Below are 14,163 nucleotides of genomic sequence, written 5' to 3'. Positions count from 1 at the left end.
ATCTCGTAGTCGGTAGGGTGGATTAGCCGAAGGCGTAATCCACCGCTTCTCTCTCGACGCGGAGAGTAAAGTGGTGGGTTACGCCTTCGGCTAACCCACCCTACGCCATCTCAGCCCGCCGCAGGCAGCGCGCTGTCCGGCGGCACGCCCCACGGGCGTTCCGCCGAAGCCAGCCCGATCAGGCGGCCCTGGATGTAGTCGCAGCCCCAGTCGCGCAACATGTTTGCGGCTTCGTCGTCCTGCACCCATTCGGCGACGGTCTTGATGTCGAGGCGGCGGGCGAGGTCGATCAGGGTCTGCACGAAGGCGCGGTCGTCGGCGGAATGGGTGATGTTCTGCACGAAGGCGCCGTCGATCTTGACGATGTCCACGCCGAGCTTGCGCAAATTGCGGAACGAGGTGTAGCCGGCGCCGAAATCGTCGATGGCGATGCGGCTGCCGAAATGCTTGAGGCGGCTGACGAAGGCGCGGACGTCGTCGATGTCCTGGATCGCGACCGTCTCGGTGATCTCGACGATCAGCCGCTCGGCGACGCCGGGATGGGCCAGCATCAGCGATTCGATCCCCGCCCACCAGTCCGGATCCATGGTCGTATCCGGCGAGATGTTGAGGCTGAGGCAGACGTCGGGCGCCGCCGCGAGCTCGGCGACCACGAGCTCGAGCACGCGGTGATCGACCAGGCGGATCAGGCCGAGCCGTTCGGCGACCGGCACGATGTCGGGCGCGAGCAGCACCTGGCCGTCGCCCTGGTCCATCCGCACCAGGCATTCATGGAATGCGCGCTCGCGCGAGACAGCCGAGACGACGGGCTCATAGGCGAGCCTGATGCGGCGCTCGTTGAGCGCGGTGACGATCTCGTCGGTGACGCGGATGTTGACGCGGCGCTGTGCGTCGCGCGCGGCATCCGGACGCCAGGCCGCGAACGAGCCGGAGCGGCGGCGCTTGGCGGCGTCCAGCGTCTCATGGGCGCGGTTGACGGCCTCGTCGGTGTTGCGGGCATAACGCGGCAGGCTGACCGCGCCGATCGAGGCGGTGACCGAGACCGGACCGGATTTGGTCGGCACCACCTCGTCGCGGATGCCGGCGAGGAAGCGCTCGGCGGCCACGTTCATGTCGTCGACGGTGCAGTTCTTCAGGATCAGGCCGAACTTGTTGCCGGAGAAGCGCCCCAGCACGTCGCCGCCGCGCAGGCGCGCGCGAATGCGCTTGGCGACGTCGAGGATCACGGCGTCGGCGACGTCGAAGCCGAAAGCATCGTTGACGCGGGCGAGATGATCGATGCCGACCAGCATGAAGGCCGCTGTCGAGCGGAAGCGCGTGGTCTCCTCGATCGCCTCGGCCAGCGCCGCGATCAGATGCGAGCGGTTGAGCTCGCCGGTCAGCGGATCGAGCCGGGCCAGCTTGCTCAATTCCTCGTCCCGGGCGTGGCGCTCATTGTTGATGCGGACGGAGCCGATCGCTCGCGTGGGACGGCCGTCGGGACCTGCGAACCAGCGGCCGGTCTCCTCGATCCAGATCACGGGATCGGAGGCGCTCATGCGCACGCCGTACTCGATTCGGTAAGGGGTGCCGTCGGCGCCGTGCACCGGGGACGTCAGTGCCAGCGCCGCCGTCCGCAGCGTTTGCGCAGGCTCGATCAGCTTGGCGAATTCGGCGCCGGTCGAAAGCCGCTCGGCGGGAATGCCGGGGAATACGGCGCTGACCTGCTCACCCCAGACGATGGCATCGCTGGCGATGTCCCAGGCGAACACGGCCTGACCGAGCGCGGCCAGGATGTCGGAGGCTTGCGGCAATCCAGGGGTCAAAGTCGCCTCGTTTCGGGACAGTGGAGAAGTCCTGAGCCGGCACAGGATAGAGCCAGATTCGCTGCCGAACCTAGGCAAAGTTGATAAACAATTTGGAAACCACGTTTCCGAAGGCGTTGGAACCAAACCGGCCCGGCCGGCATAGGCCTTGCGAGTACAGGACTCGCGCCGGCCCCCGCGTCTCGAAACGCGACAGTCTCGCCGGATCAACGGTGATTGCGATGTTGAGTACTGATCGATCGGACGCGGCGGACAACGGCACAGGCACGGCCTTGGTGCCGCTGATGCCGACGTTGCGGTGGGTCCATAAGGTGCCCCTGCCCCGCCCCGATCCGAGCTTCGTCACACAATTGATCGCCAATGCCGAGCAGCTGCCGCAAACGAGCCGGCTCCGCCGCGCCTCCTCCGAGGATGCGCTGATGGCCTATGGCAGCAAGCGCCCGCTCGGAACCGTCAGCGCGCGCACGCGTCAGGTGGCTTAAGATTGATTGAAGTGAGAGCGCGCTTCTTACCTCTCGCCGCTTGCGGGGAGAGGTCGGATCGCCTCGGCGATGCGAAGCATCGTCCGGTGCGATCCGGGTGAGGGGGTACAGGTCCCGCGGCTATCGCATCCGCGGAGAGAGGCCCCTCACCCCAACCCACTCCCCGTAAGAACGGGGCAAGGGAGCACACTGCCGCGGCGGTGAGATGAGAGCCAATTCAGAGAAATCAGCGCGGCGGCGTGTCGGAAGACGGCGTGCCGTTCCCCGGCTGCAGCTGCGGCGAGGGAATTTCCGGCGAGGGGGCGCCCTGCACGGGCTTGGGCGCCGGGTGATCCATCAGCACGGATTCGGCGACGGATTGCGCGGTAGGCGCGGCCGGCGCCGGCTGCGGCGCGATCACCGGCTCGAACTTGCGCTCGGACTCCACGTCCTCCGCCGGCGCTTCGGCCCTGCGCTTGGCCTTACGAGGGGCCGGCACCGTGGTCTCGGCGACATAGGTGACGCGGCGGCGCGTGCGCTGGGCGATGCCAGCGAAGAAGTCCGCCATCGCCAGCAGCACCAGCAGAAAGAAGGTGGAGTTGCCGAATTTGGGCCACATCACGAATTCGGCAGCGGCCGCGCCGAAGATGATCAGCGACAGCAAATGATCCATCAGGAATTTCGAGCCCGGCCGCGCACCCTTGACCACCTCGAGCAGCAGCAAGACGACGCCGAGCGCGAGCAGGAGATCGGCGAGCGTGACCGGCCAGACCTCTCCGGACACCATAGGCACCTTGAACAGCACGTCTGTGAAGGACACGGTCGGCATCAGGAAGGCGATGATGTTGTAGACCGCGAGCGGAATCAGGAGCAGCGGGAAACCGACCATCGGCTTGATGCCTTCTCGATCAAGATATCCGGACAGAACAATGCAGCGGCGAAGCATCCGCTCCGCCGCCGTCACCGTCTATCTCATGGGTTGGCCGAATCGGGCGGGTCGATCTCCCGCCCGAGAAAGATCCTGGCTTCAGGACTCTTTCTTCTTCAGGACCTGACGGCCCTTGTACATGCCGGTCTTGAGGTCGAGATGGTGCGGACGACGGAGCTCGCCGGAGTCCTTGTCTTCCACATAGGTCGGCTTCTTGATGGCGTCCGCCGAGCGGCGCATGCCACGGCGCGACGGCGAGGTTTTTCTTCTCGGAACGGCCATTTCAATATCCTCTAGGGATTGGTGTCATCAGGGCATCGTCCGCGAAGGGACGGCTCAGCACCCGCAAATAACGAGGCGAGCTGAATGCCGATCAAGGCCGCGCTTATAGAGGAAGGCTGGCTGTAAAGCTAGGCTCTTGGGCCGGAAAATGCGCCCGGAACGGGCCAAAAATCAGCGATTTTCCCGCCAACAGGTCGCAAGCGAGCTCGCCTGCCCCCGCGCCATATAGGTGGCTGCCAGCCGCCGGACGCCCGGTCCCGGGGTCCGGGCGCTGCGCTTGACCGGATTCGGCAGGATCGAGGCCAGAAGCGCCGCCTCGCGGGGCGAGAGGCTTTCGGCCGATTTGCCGAAGGCATAGGCGCTGGCCGCCTCGACCCCGAACTGCCCCTGCGGGCCGAGCTCGGCGATGTTGAGGTAGATTTCGAGAATCCGCTGCTTGGGCAGGACGAGGTCGATCCAAAGCGCCAGCGGGAATTCGAGCGCCTTGCGAACGAAGTCTCGCCCCTGCCAGAGGAACAGGTTCTTCGCGACCTGCTGGGTGATGGTGGAGGCGCCCCGGAAGGCGGTGCCGTCCTCCCTGGCGTCGTCGATCGCCTCGCGCAGCGCCCCCCAATCGATGCCGTGATGCTTGCAGAAATGGGCATCCTCGGCCGCCACCACCGCGCGCGGCAGAGAGGGCGACATATCAGCGAGATCGATCCACTCCCGCTGCATCGGCGCGCCCCGCAGGCTGCGCCAGGCCATCAGCGTCGAAACTGGGTGGCCGGTGCGGTAGAACGGCGCGATCACATAGGGTGCGAGGACCACGAGCGCGAGCACCACCAGCAGGATTTTGACGATGCGCAAATCGACCTTTCCGGCACGAACTGACGAGCGGCCACGGGCTGGAGCATTAAGTCTGTGATAATTCGGGCCTTTTCCAGCACTTTTTAGGCCTTCCAAACGATTGACTGGCGCGGGCGCATAAAGGATTGTCCCGCCGAATTTTAGTTCTGGAGCCCTTCTTAATGACCGGCACGTCCCCGTCCGATTTCGCCAAACGTCTGGACAAGACCGCTGATGACACCGAAGCCCTGCTCGGGCGCCTGCTGTCGGACGACATCCTGCATGACGAAATCGCCCGGCCCAAGCGACTGATGGACGCAATGCGCTATTCGAGCCTCAACGGCGGCAAGCGCCTGCGGCCGTTCCTGGTGGTCGAGAGCGCCGCCGTGTTCGGCGTGCCGCGCGAGGCGGCCCTGCTCGTGGGCGCCGCGCTCGAATGCATCCATTGCTACTCGCTGATCCATGACGACCTGCCGGCCATGGACAATTCGGACCTGCGCCGCGGCCGCCCCACCCTGCACAAGCAAACCGACGACGCCACCGCGATCCTCGCCGGCGACGGCCTCCTGACGCTCGCCTTCGATATCATCACCCGCGACGAGGTCCATCGCGACGCCAATGTGCGGCTGCTCTTGACGCGTGCACTGGCGCGCTGCGCCGGCATCGGCGGCATGGTCGGTGGCCAGATCCTCGATCTCGCCGGCGAAGGCCGCTTTGGCGGCAACGAGCCGATCGATGTCGCCCGTATCCAGCAGATGAAGACCGGCGCGCTCTTGCGCTACGGCTGCATTGCCGGCGCGATCCTCGGCCAGGCCTCGAAGGCGGAATATCAGGCGCTCGACGATTACGGCCGCGCGCTCGGCGAAGCCTTCCAGATCGCCGACGATCTGCTCGACGTCGAGGGCGATGCGGCCGCGCTCGGCAAGCCGGCCGGCGCCGATGCCGCGCTCGGCAAGACCACCTTCGTGACCCAGCTCGGGATCGAAGGCGCCAAGCAGCGCGTGCGCGACCTGCTCGCGCGCGCCGACAGCGCCGTCTCGATCTTCGGCGACCGCGCCGCAATTTTGCAGGCCGCCGCGCGTTTCGTGGCCGAGCGGAAGAACTGAGCTAAAGCGCGATGCGATCAGGATGAATCGTCATCGCGCTTTAGGTTATTGTTTGAGTGGTCAGGAAAGCCGTGCCATTTCAGTTGCAGACCTCGACATTGGCGTCGACGTGGGGGCCGCCGCCGCCGCGATAAACGAGGCGGCAACCGGGCCTGACCGGCCGGCAGAGCAGAGCGTTGCAAAAGATCTGACCACTGCCGCTCGAGGCACGGCCCGCGCCAGCCGCCGCGGCTGCACCGTAGCCGCCCGCTCCAGCACCGGCCCGCTGCCGCGCGGGGCGGTCCTCGCCGTCGTCGCGCCGCGAGGTCGCGGGCTTTGACGCGGGCTTGGCCGCGCGCTTCTTCTCGCATTCATTGTCGTCGTTCAGGACATAGCCGTTGCCGCAAACGATCCTAGTGCACTTGTCGCCTTCGGCCTTGAAACCGTGCTCGCAGACCAGCGGGCAGACCCGCGACGGCTTGGCCTTGACCGCATCGAGTGCATCGGTGCTCGCCACCTTCACGTCGAGCTTGGTGCCGGCATAGCGGTTGAACTGCGACAGCGACCGCTGCGAGGACGTATTCCAATTGCCGTCGGCCTGCCCGGAGAAGCAGCCGACGCGGCCGAGCTCGCTCTGCACCGAGCGGTTGAGGTCAGCCGGCGCGGTCGCCGGGGTGAGCGCGGCGACGTTGGTGCCGGCGGCGCTCGTGGTGTTGCCCGGCGCAACGCCCGGCGCCGTGGCGGCGAGGTTGACGCGCTGCTGCTCGGCGGCGGCCGCCTGCTGCTGGGCCTGCTCCTTGGCCTTCTGCGCAGCAAGCTGCGCCTGCTCGGCGGCCTTCGCATCGGCCGCGGCCCTGGCTTGCGCATCCTTCTGCGCGCCGAGCGCAGCAAGGCGGTCGCGCTCGGCCTCGGCCTGCTTCGCTTTCGCGATCGCCGCCGCATGCGCCTGCTCCGCGCCGATCTTCTCGAGCTGGAGCTTGGCGAGGCTGGCATAGAACCCGTCGGGATGCTGGGCGAGGAAGGCTTCCCACGCCGGCCGGTTGCCGACCTGGAGCGCGAGCTCGTAGTCGCGGCGGATATCGGCCTGGGGATTGGCTACGGGCGCCGCCGGCGCCAGCTTGACCGGCACCAGCGGCACGTCCTCGCCACCCAGCGAGCCGTAGACGAACGGCTCCTGCTTGTTGCCGGTGGACTTCAGCACATCGTCGCGCACGAAGCCGAAGGCGCGGCGGACGTCGAGGCCCGGCGTCGTCAGATGCTTCGACAGCGCGATGGTGAACGGGCTGTTGGCACCGTCGCCGTCCTGCGCGGTGAAGCCGGCCTTGGCCGAATAGGCGATCAGCGTGTTTGGGCTGGACGGCTCGACCTGGGCGAGGCCGCGGCCGATGCCGCGCGAAGCGACCGTGCGCTTCATCCGCTTGCTGAACGGATTGTCGCGGCAGGCATCGAGGATCACCAGACGCAATTGCTTGGCGGGCTCGACCGCGACTAGGACACGGTCGAGGGAGAGCGCCTCGTCAAAGACGTCAGTGTCCCGCTCGAGCTTGGCATCCACCGGGATCAGATAGTTCGAGCCCTCCACCTCAATGCCGTGGCCGGCGTAGTAGACCACGGCGATTTCGGCGTCGCGGGTCGCGTCGGCGAAGTCGCGGAGCACGCGCCGTGTCTCCAGCGCCGACAGATCGTGCCGGGAGTCGACGACGTCGAAGCCGGCCTCCTTCAGGGTCTTGGCCATCACCGACCCGTCATTGACGGGATTGGCGAGCGAGGGCGCGTGCTGATAAGCCGAATTGGCCAGCACCAGCGCCACCCGCTTTCCGGCAACAGCCGGCCCGGCGCCGAACATCAGGCCGAGGGCGACGAAAAGCGGACAAAGTCTGAGCAAGCTGCGCATGACACGACTTCCGATGGTTCCGGGCCGTTCGGCCCTTTGGGACCGCTTTAGCAACATCCACCGCCGGCGCTTGTGATGGAGGTCACGAAGCGGACCCCGACGGCAGGCCGTACGACCTCTTTTGTTTGTCGCGCCAGCGCTGTCGCGGTTCGCCAACGGACGGCGGTGCGGACCGGGTTCCGTCAGACAACCCCGATGTGCTCCCGATATTGCGGCAGATCGTCCGTAATTTCGTGCCAAGGCGCCTTCGAGCCGACGAAAATATGGGCGCTCGGCCGGATGGAGGGGGCATCGACCAGGGTTCCCATGGCGACGTGGACCCACTCTCCTTCTCGGACCCGGGAATAGAGCAGCGAGCCGCAGCGGCCACAATGCGCGTCATGGGTGGTGTCGTCGCCGAAAATCATCCGGAGGTCGCCACCCCTGACAATACGAAGCCTGTCTTGCCGGATGCCGGCGAAGGGCTTGAAGGCGGCACCGGTGGTGCGCCGGCAGTTCGAGCAGTGGCAGTTCATCGCATAGGCGAATGCGTCGGCCACCTCGAAGCGCACGGCGCGGCAAAAGCATTCGCCGACAAGAATGCGAGCGTTCGAATTTTCTGATTCTGCCATCGTGACGCCTTCGCGCAAATCGCTGACACACCCATAGCGCATTTCAACGTGTACGACTAAGTTGGCCCGAAGCCATCATGCAAAGGAACGACCCATGAGCCAGGACCGGTCGAGCGTCGAAGCCGTCGTGCAATCCTATTTTGACGGACTTTACGAGGGCAACGCCGACAAGCTCGGCGCCATCTTCCATCCCTCCGCCGATCTGCGCTGGGTCGAAAAGGGCGAGCTCCAGGTTCTGACCGTGCCGGACTGGCTCGACCGCGTGCGCAAGCGCGCCTCGGCCAAGGCCGAAGGCAAGCCGCGCGAGGATTTCATCGTCACCATCGACCGGTCGGACGACAAGACCGCGTTCATCAAGGTGCGCTGCCAGCTGCCGCCGCGCTATTTCACCGACTATCTCGTGGCGATGAAGCTCGCCGACGGCTGGCAGATCGTGTCGAAGTCGTACCGATATGATTTGAGGGAGTGACGGGCGCCGTCCTGCTGCCCGAATTCGGACGCACTCGCTATCCAATTCTCCGTCATTGCGAACGCAGCGAAGCAATCCAGAATCTCACCGCGGAGACAGTCTGGATTGTTTCGCTGCGCTCGCAATGACGACGCGGATGCAGCGTCCGCTCCATCTCCCACCCCTGCTCGCCTGGAAATCACCATGCTTGTCGACCGCCGCTCCCTGCTCGCCTCATTCGCCTGGTTGGCCGCCTCCCCTGCGCTCGCCGGGGATGCCCCATCAGAATTCGAATCCTACGAGCGCGAGAGCGGCGGGCGGATCGGGCTCTATGCGGAGAATCTCGCAACCGGCAAGAAGCTCGCCTGGCGCGCCGACGAACGGTTCGTGATGTGCTCGACGTTCAAGGCCTCGCTCGCCGCCAACGTGCTGGCGCGGGTCGATCGCGGCGAGGAGCAGCTCGCGGCCATGATCCCCTATGGCCAGGCGGATCTGCTGGAATACGCGCCGGTGGCGAGGGAAAATCTCGCGGCCGGCAAGATGTCGGTCGGCGAGATGTGCAAGGCCATCGTCGAGCTCAGCGACAACACCTGCGCCAATCTGCTGCTGGCGCGGATCGGCGGCCCCGCCGCGCTGACCGCCTTCTGGCGGTCGCTCGGCGATACCACCTCGCGGCTCGACCACAACGAGCCCGAGCTCAACCGCTCGCAACCCGGCGACCCCCGGGACACCACGACGCCGGCAGCGATGGCGGGAAATTTGCGCCGGCTGGTCGCGGGCGAGGCGCTGTCGCCTGCTTCGCGGGCCCTGCTCACCGACTGGATGGTGAACTGCAAGACCGGCGCAAATCGCCTGCGTGGCGGACTCCCGGCAGGCTGGAAGATCGGCGACAAGACCGGCAACAACGGCAAGGACGCGTCGGGCGACATCGCGGTCGCCTGGCCGAAGCCGGATACGCCGATCCTGATCGCGGCCTATACCCAGGGCGGCACGCCGAGCGCGGCGCAGATCACATCCGCGTTCGCGCGGATTGGGCGGATGGTGGCCGAACGGCTGGCGTGAGCCGCGCATTGACCTAGCCGTCGCTTCCGGGTCAAGACAGACCATCATGGAAGCGAAGTTTCAGACCTTTCTCATCCTGCTGGCCGTGCTGGCAGGCGTGGCACTGGCCGCGCGACGCTTCAACGTCGCCCCTGCCATCCTGCTGATGCTGGCGGGCGTCGGCCTCGCTTTTGTGCCGGGCATGCCGACTGTGGAGCTGCCGCCGGAGCTGGTGCTGCTGGTGGTGCTGCCACCACTGATCTACTCGGCCAGCGTCGCGATGAGCTGGCGCGAATTCAAGAAGAACCTGCGTCCGATCGTGCTGCTCGCGGTCGGCGCCGTGATCTTCACCACGGCGATGGTGGCGGCCGCCACACACTACATGATCGGCCTGCCCTGGACCGTCGGCTTCCTGCTCGGGGCCATCGTCGCGCCGCCCGATGTGGTGGCGCCGCTCGCGATCGCGCGCCGGCTGAACATGCCGCGCCGCATCCTGGTCGTGCTCGAAGGCGAAGGTCTCGCCAACGACGCCACCGCGCTGATCCTCTACCGCTTCGCGCTCGCCGCGATCCTCGTCGGCCATTTCTCACTGCCGCTCGCGGCCGGTGAATTCCTCCTCATCGTCGCCGGCGAGATCGCCTTCGGCATCGGCGTCGGCTGGCTCTCCTTGCGCCTTCGCAAATGGTCTGGAGATCCGCAGGTCGAGCTGACGCTGTCGCTGATCACGCCCTATGTCTCGTACTGGCTGCCCGAGCATATCGGCGGCTCCGGCGTGATCGCAACGGTGGCCTGCGGGCTCTATGTCAGCTGGAACGGCCCATTGCTGATCTCCTCGGCGACGCGCCTGCAAGGCATCTTCTTCTGGGATCTCGTGATCTACCTGATCGAGGGCATGCTGTTCCTGCTCACCGGTTTCCAGATGCGCGCGCTCTACGAGAAATCAAAGACTTTTCCGCTCGACGACATTCTCATCGCAACCGCATTGGTCCTGGTGATCGTCGTGATCGCGCGTTTTGCCTGGCTCTATCCCGCAACTTATCTGCCGCGAATGCTCTCCAGGTCGCTGCGCGAGCGCGATCCTTCGCCGCCATGGCAATGGCCATTCGTGCTCGCCTTCACCGGCGTGCGCGGCGCGGTGTCGCTGGCCGCCGCGCTGGCGCTGCCGTTCACGCTGCCGAATGGTGAGGCGTTTCCGTATCGCGACCTGATCCTGTTCGTCGCCTTCGGTGTCATCTTCGTGACGCTGATCGGCGTCGGCCTGACGCTGCCGCCGATCGTGCGGTGGCTCGGCGTCGCCGAAGCCGGTCGTCACGAGCATGCCGCCGAGCACGAAGCGGAGATCGCCGCGCGCCGTCAGGCGCTGGAGGCCGCGCTGAAATCGCTCGACGCGCTCACGGCGGAAAAAGAGGTTTCCGACGAGGTGATGCGGCTGCTGCGCGCCCGCCACGAGATCCGCTTCAACCAGCTCCCGGACTCGCTCGATCCCAACCGTCACGACATCTCTGCCGCCGGCATCGCTCTGACCCGCGACCTGATCGCCGCCGAGCGCAAATTCATCCACAAGCTGCTGCGCGACGGCCAGATCACCGACGAGACGCGGCGGCGGATCGAGCGCGATCTGGATCTGGAGGAGGCGAGCCTGGCGAATAGGGAATATCGAGCCGGGCCGCTGTAGCTTCTTCGTCATTGCGAGCGTAGCGAAGCAATCCAGACTGCCTCTGCGGAAGGACTCTGGATTGCTTCGCTGCGCTCGCAATGACTGCTGCTGAACCGGCAGGGCCAACTACCGTCTCTCGCAAAACTCCCTCATCGCGGCCGCGACGGCTTGTGCGACCGCCTCGTGTCGCTCCGGCGAGTTCATCTCCATTTCCTCGTCGCGATTGATGATCGAGCCCGCCTCGAGCAGCACGGCGGCGCTTCGCGTGCGCGACAGCACGACCAGCCCGTCATAGCGGTAGACGCCGACATCCTTGTCGAGCAGCTGGCGCCGGTAGCGGCCCATCACCGGCAGCGTGTACTGGCTGGCATAGTGCAGGCCCTGCTGCTTCAATTGCCGGCCGATCATCCTGGCCAGCATCAGGCTGGCGGCAAAGTGCGGATTCTGCCGCGACACGAACAGCGAGTGGCCCGAAAAGCGATCGCTGAAATAGCTCTTTGCGCCGTCGAATTCCCAGGTCTCGAGCAGCTTGTCCGGCACCGAATCATGATGGACCGACAGGAACAGATCGGCGCGGCCTTCGTTTGCAGCGCCGACGCGCTTGAACAGGCTCGGCCGTGCCTTGCCGTCGGTGACGAGCAGGCGGGTTGCGGCAAAGCCCTCGGACTTGAGCTTGGCCGTGATGAGCCGTGCGAGGCGGAAGTTGAAGCCGAACTCCGGATCGTTGCGTGCGCTCAATGCACCGTAGGAGTCCGGCGTGTGGCCGACATCCACGACGATCCGGAATTTGGGCGTCTCGCACTTGAATGAAGGTGAGGGTTTCGGCTCATGTCTCGCACTCTTGCGCGCGATAGCAGCCTCGCCGGCCGTGACGAATGCAAGCGATGACAGAACGATCGAGGCGACCAGCCCGACGATGACGCTCCGCAGGTGCCTCAAGCGCTACTCCGCTGCTGCTCACGCATGCCGGTGCCGGGACCGCTTTCGGTGAGGAAGTTGTAGTCTTTCGGGACGAAAGATGACGCGACCTTCGGCGGTGCTTTTTGCTTTTGATCACCTTGACGCAGGGAGGTCCGAGCGTCAACGCGCGGTCTGACCCAGGGCGCCCCCTGTCTTGGGCGATCAGGCCGACCATCGCGTCGGCAGCTAAGTACTTGAGACGAAATGAAAATGCCGATTGTGTCGTTGCGCGATGCGGCACTGGCAATCGCGCGATTCCCGCGCTCGCGGAGATTGTCGGCGACTGTTGCGGCGGAGCGACGGACGACGCGCAACTAGCCGGTATTTAGGGCGGGTTTGAATTCGAATCGTCCATTGAATGTCTACGGGGTCAAATGAAGAAACTCGCATTCGCAACCGCCGCTCTGATGGCGCTGTTCACAGGCGCGGCGTCGGCCGCTGACCTTGCAGCCCGACCCTACACCAAGGCACCCGCAATCGCCCCCATCTACGATTGGAGCGGCTTCTACGTCGGCATCAACGGCGGTGGCGGCTGGGCCGAAAAGTGCTGGGACATCTACAACGATGCCGGCTTCACCGTTGCACCGCCCTTCCGGGAAGGCTGCCACAATGCGAGCGGCGCCACCGTCGGTGGTCAGATCGGCTATCGCTGGCAGGCCACCAATTGGGTGTTCGGTGTTGAGGCGCAGGGCAACTGGGCGGACTTCACCGGCTCCAATTCCAGCTTGTTCTACGGCAATTTTACCAACCGCTCCAAGGTTGATGCGCTCGGCCTATTCACCGGCCAGGTCGGCTACAGCTGGAACAACGTTCTCTGGTACGTGAAGGGCGGCGCCGCCGTCACCCACGACAAGTACGAGGGCGTGATCACCAGCATCGACTTGGTGTTTGATCGCGCCAACGAGACCCGCTGGGGCGGCGTCGTAGGCACCGGCTTCGAATTCGGTTTTGCGCCGAACTGGTCCCTAGCGCTCGAATACGATCACCTGTTCATGGGGAATCGCGACATCACCTTTAGCTCGTCGATCGTTCCGGGGGTCACGCGCGGTGATACGATCCGCCAGGATGTCGACATTGTCACCGCCCGCATCAATTACCGCTTCGGTGGCCCGATCGTCGCCAAATACTGACTTTGGCACTTCTTCGACAAACGAAGCCCCGGTCTCGCGTCCGGGGCTTTCCTTTGCGCGAAGCCGACTGATTGATGTTGGTCTCCCGAGCCCGGCCCATTAGACCGGCCTCTCTCCCTTCACCGTCACGCGCGTGCCCGAGCGTGTGTGCGGCCAGTAGTCCCACATCGCGCGGTGCTGGGTGCAGCGGTTGTCCCAGAAGGCGATGGCGTTCTCGGTCCAGCGGAAGCGGCACTGGAACAGCGGGTTCTCGGCGTGCTGGTAGAGATAGGCGAGCATCGCATCGCTCTCGTCACGCGGGATGCCGTTGATGTGGCGGGTGAAGCCGCGGTTGACGTAGAGCGCTTTCTTAGCCGTGACCGGATGGGTGCGCACCACGGGATGCTCGGCATGGGGATAGGAGGGACGATCGGCGACGCCATAGTTGGCGTAAAGGCCGCGATAGATCGGCTCGCCATCGTGCAGCGCCGTCAGGCCATCGAGATAGGCTTTCATGCGCTCCGACAGCGCCTCATAGGCCGCGTACATGTTGGCAAACAGCGTGTCGCCGCCGCGGGGCGGGCATTGCTTGATGTAGAGGATCGAGCCCATCGGCGGCTCGAGATCGCAGGACACGTCGGAGTGCCAGCCCTCGCCATTGGCGCGCGGCGAGTTCTTGTCCGCATAGATCTTCATCAAGGCGGGGTCTTCGTCCTCATGCGGGGCGGCGGGATGAAAATGCAGCTCGCCGAACTTGCGGCCAAAGGCGAGATGCTGCTGCGGCGTGATGTGCTGGTCGCGGAAGAAGATAACGAGGTTCTCGGCGAGCGCGCGATGGATCTCGTCCATCTGCCGGTTGGAGCGGGCATCGCCATCGACAAGCTTGCCGATATCGACGCCACTGATTTCCGCGCCGATGATGGGTGTGAGCTTTTCGACGGCGATGGTCTCATAAGGCGCGCCTTCGTCCGCGGTGTGGCGATAGCGCGGACCCTGCTTGCCGGCGAGTGAGCTCATGGCGTGTCTCCCGATCGTTCTTGATTGGGAGCCATCGTAG

At 65.4% G+C, this 14,163-nt stretch carries 14 protein-coding genes; 6 read left to right on the top strand and 8 right to left on the bottom strand.

The features are described from left to right. Positions 1 to 110 precede the first annotated feature (110 nt). Positions 111 to 1,805, bottom strand: a complete 1,695-nt coding sequence (locus tag I6F16_RS30370; protein WP_225113316.1) for a bifunctional diguanylate cyclase/phosphodiesterase — start codon at positions 1,803 to 1,805, stop codon at positions 111 to 113. A gap of 221 nt (positions 1,806 to 2,026) precedes the next feature. Here I6F16_RS30370 and I6F16_RS30365 point away from each other — a divergent pair, with 221 nt between their 5' ends. Continuing rightward, the gene (locus I6F16_RS30365; RefSeq protein ID WP_036002219.1) at positions 2,027 to 2,287 is read left to right on the top strand and encodes a hypothetical protein; all 261 of its coding nucleotides are present in this window, start codon (positions 2,027 to 2,029) and stop codon (positions 2,285 to 2,287) included. A 226-nt stretch (positions 2,288 to 2,513) separates the two neighbouring features. On the opposite strand, the gene I6F16_RS30360 is transcribed toward I6F16_RS30365, so the two are convergent. From I6F16_RS30360 to mtgA, 3 genes are all read right to left on the bottom strand, one after another. Beyond that, on the bottom strand, positions 2,514 to 3,155 hold the full coding sequence (locus I6F16_RS30360) for a hypothetical protein (protein ID WP_057025938.1): 642 nt from the start codon (positions 3,153 to 3,155) through the stop codon (positions 2,514 to 2,516). Between the two features lie 138 nt (positions 3,156 to 3,293). Then, positions 3,294 to 3,476: a 50S ribosomal protein L32 gene (gene rpmF / locus I6F16_RS30355; RefSeq protein WP_007598106.1), complete on the bottom strand. Its 183-nt coding sequence runs from the start codon at positions 3,474 to 3,476 to the stop codon at positions 3,294 to 3,296. A gap of 171 nt (positions 3,477 to 3,647) precedes the next feature. Continuing rightward, positions 3,648 to 4,322, bottom strand: a complete 675-nt coding sequence (gene mtgA / locus I6F16_RS30350) for a monofunctional biosynthetic peptidoglycan transglycosylase (RefSeq protein ID WP_036002223.1) — start codon at positions 4,320 to 4,322, stop codon at positions 3,648 to 3,650. Positions 4,323 to 4,483: 161 nt separating this feature from the next. Between mtgA and I6F16_RS30345 the strand changes: the two genes are divergently transcribed. Then, positions 4,484 to 5,407, top strand: a complete 924-nt coding sequence (locus I6F16_RS30345; RefSeq protein WP_109142099.1) for a polyprenyl synthetase family protein — start codon at positions 4,484 to 4,486, stop codon at positions 5,405 to 5,407. A gap of 79 nt (positions 5,408 to 5,486) precedes the next feature. On the opposite strand, the gene I6F16_RS30340 is transcribed toward I6F16_RS30345, so the two are convergent. Continuing rightward, positions 5,487 to 7,280, bottom strand: a complete 1,794-nt coding sequence (locus tag I6F16_RS30340) for a caspase family protein (RefSeq protein ID WP_225113315.1) — start codon at positions 7,278 to 7,280, stop codon at positions 5,487 to 5,489. Positions 7,281 to 7,462: 182 nt separating this feature from the next. Further along, positions 7,463 to 7,891 carry a GFA family protein gene (locus tag I6F16_RS30335; RefSeq protein ID WP_192893035.1) on the bottom strand — a complete coding sequence of 143 codons (429 nt, stop codon included), beginning with the start codon at positions 7,889 to 7,891 and terminating at the stop codon, positions 7,463 to 7,465. A gap of 94 nt (positions 7,892 to 7,985) precedes the next feature. Here I6F16_RS30335 and I6F16_RS30330 point away from each other — a divergent pair, with 94 nt between their 5' ends. From I6F16_RS30330 to I6F16_RS30320, 3 genes are all read left to right on the top strand, one after another. Beyond that, positions 7,986 to 8,360, top strand: coding sequence for a nuclear transport factor 2 family protein (locus I6F16_RS30330; RefSeq protein WP_036038516.1), 375 nt, complete (start codon positions 7,986 to 7,988; stop codon positions 8,358 to 8,360). 183 nt (positions 8,361 to 8,543) lie between these two features. Further along, positions 8,544 to 9,401, top strand: coding sequence for a class A beta-lactamase (bla, locus tag I6F16_RS30325; protein ID WP_225113314.1), 858 nt, complete (start codon positions 8,544 to 8,546; stop codon positions 9,399 to 9,401). 46 nt (positions 9,402 to 9,447) lie between these two features. Then, positions 9,448 to 11,055 carry a Na+/H+ antiporter gene (locus I6F16_RS30320; protein ID WP_036023937.1) on the top strand — a complete coding sequence of 536 codons (1,608 nt, stop codon included), beginning with the start codon at positions 9,448 to 9,450 and terminating at the stop codon, positions 11,053 to 11,055. A gap of 108 nt (positions 11,056 to 11,163) precedes the next feature. Here I6F16_RS30320 and I6F16_RS30315 read toward each other — a convergent pair whose 3' ends face one another. Beyond that, on the bottom strand, positions 11,164 to 11,976 hold the full coding sequence (locus I6F16_RS30315) for an N-acetylmuramoyl-L-alanine amidase (protein WP_225174248.1): 813 nt from the start codon (positions 11,974 to 11,976) through the stop codon (positions 11,164 to 11,166). Between the two features lie 395 nt (positions 11,977 to 12,371). On the opposite strand from I6F16_RS30315, the gene I6F16_RS30310 reads away from it, so the two are divergent. Continuing rightward, the gene (locus tag I6F16_RS30310) at positions 12,372 to 13,127 is read left to right on the top strand and encodes an outer membrane beta-barrel protein (protein ID WP_057025933.1); all 756 of its coding nucleotides are present in this window, start codon (positions 12,372 to 12,374) and stop codon (positions 13,125 to 13,127) included. Positions 13,128 to 13,226: 99 nt separating this feature from the next. On the opposite strand, the gene I6F16_RS30305 is transcribed toward I6F16_RS30310, so the two are convergent. Further along, entirely contained in the window at positions 13,227 to 14,123 is an 897-nt protein-coding gene (locus tag I6F16_RS30305) for a TauD/TfdA family dioxygenase (RefSeq protein ID WP_225130541.1), read from the bottom strand. Positions 14,124 to 14,163: the final 40 nt, after the last annotated feature.

The organism is Bradyrhizobium sp. IC4060 (genome assembly GCF_020193715.1).
Taxonomy (GTDB): domain Bacteria; phylum Pseudomonadota; class Alphaproteobacteria; order Rhizobiales; family Xanthobacteraceae; genus Bradyrhizobium; species Bradyrhizobium yuanmingense.
The sequence above is the reverse complement of the archived record's forward strand: the minus strand, read 5'-3'. Positions and strand labels throughout refer to the sequence as shown.

Excerpts from the sequence above, each read along its gene's own strand:
- I6F16_RS30365 (WP_036002219.1), top strand. The coding sequence starts at position 2,027 with ATGTTGAGTACTGATCGATCGGACGCGGCGGACAACGGCACAGGCACG.
- I6F16_RS30360 (WP_057025938.1), bottom strand. The coding sequence starts at position 3,155 with ATGGTCGGTTTCCCGCTGCTCCTGATTCCGCTCGCGGTCTACAACATC.
- rpmF (WP_007598106.1), bottom strand. The coding sequence starts at position 3,476 with ATGGCCGTTCCGAGAAGAAAAACCTCGCCGTCGCGCCGTGGCATGCGC.
- I6F16_RS30345 (WP_109142099.1), top strand. The coding sequence starts at position 4,484 with ATGACCGGCACGTCCCCGTCCGATTTCGCCAAACGTCTGGACAAGACC.
- I6F16_RS30340 (WP_225113315.1), bottom strand. The coding sequence starts at position 7,280 with ATGCGCAGCTTGCTCAGACTTTGTCCGCTTTTCGTCGCCCTCGGCCTG.
- I6F16_RS30335 (WP_192893035.1), bottom strand. The coding sequence starts at position 7,891 with ATGGCAGAATCAGAAAATTCGAACGCTCGCATTCTTGTCGGCGAATGC.
- I6F16_RS30330 (WP_036038516.1), top strand. The coding sequence starts at position 7,986 with ATGAGCCAGGACCGGTCGAGCGTCGAAGCCGTCGTGCAATCCTATTTT.
- bla (WP_225113314.1), top strand. The coding sequence starts at position 8,544 with ATGCTTGTCGACCGCCGCTCCCTGCTCGCCTCATTCGCCTGGTTGGCC.
- I6F16_RS30320 (WP_036023937.1), top strand. The coding sequence starts at position 9,448 with ATGGAAGCGAAGTTTCAGACCTTTCTCATCCTGCTGGCCGTGCTGGCA.
- I6F16_RS30310 (WP_057025933.1), top strand. The coding sequence starts at position 12,372 with ATGAAGAAACTCGCATTCGCAACCGCCGCTCTGATGGCGCTGTTCACA.
- I6F16_RS30305 (WP_225130541.1), bottom strand. The coding sequence starts at position 14,123 with ATGAGCTCACTCGCCGGCAAGCAGGGTCCGCGCTATCGCCACACCGCG.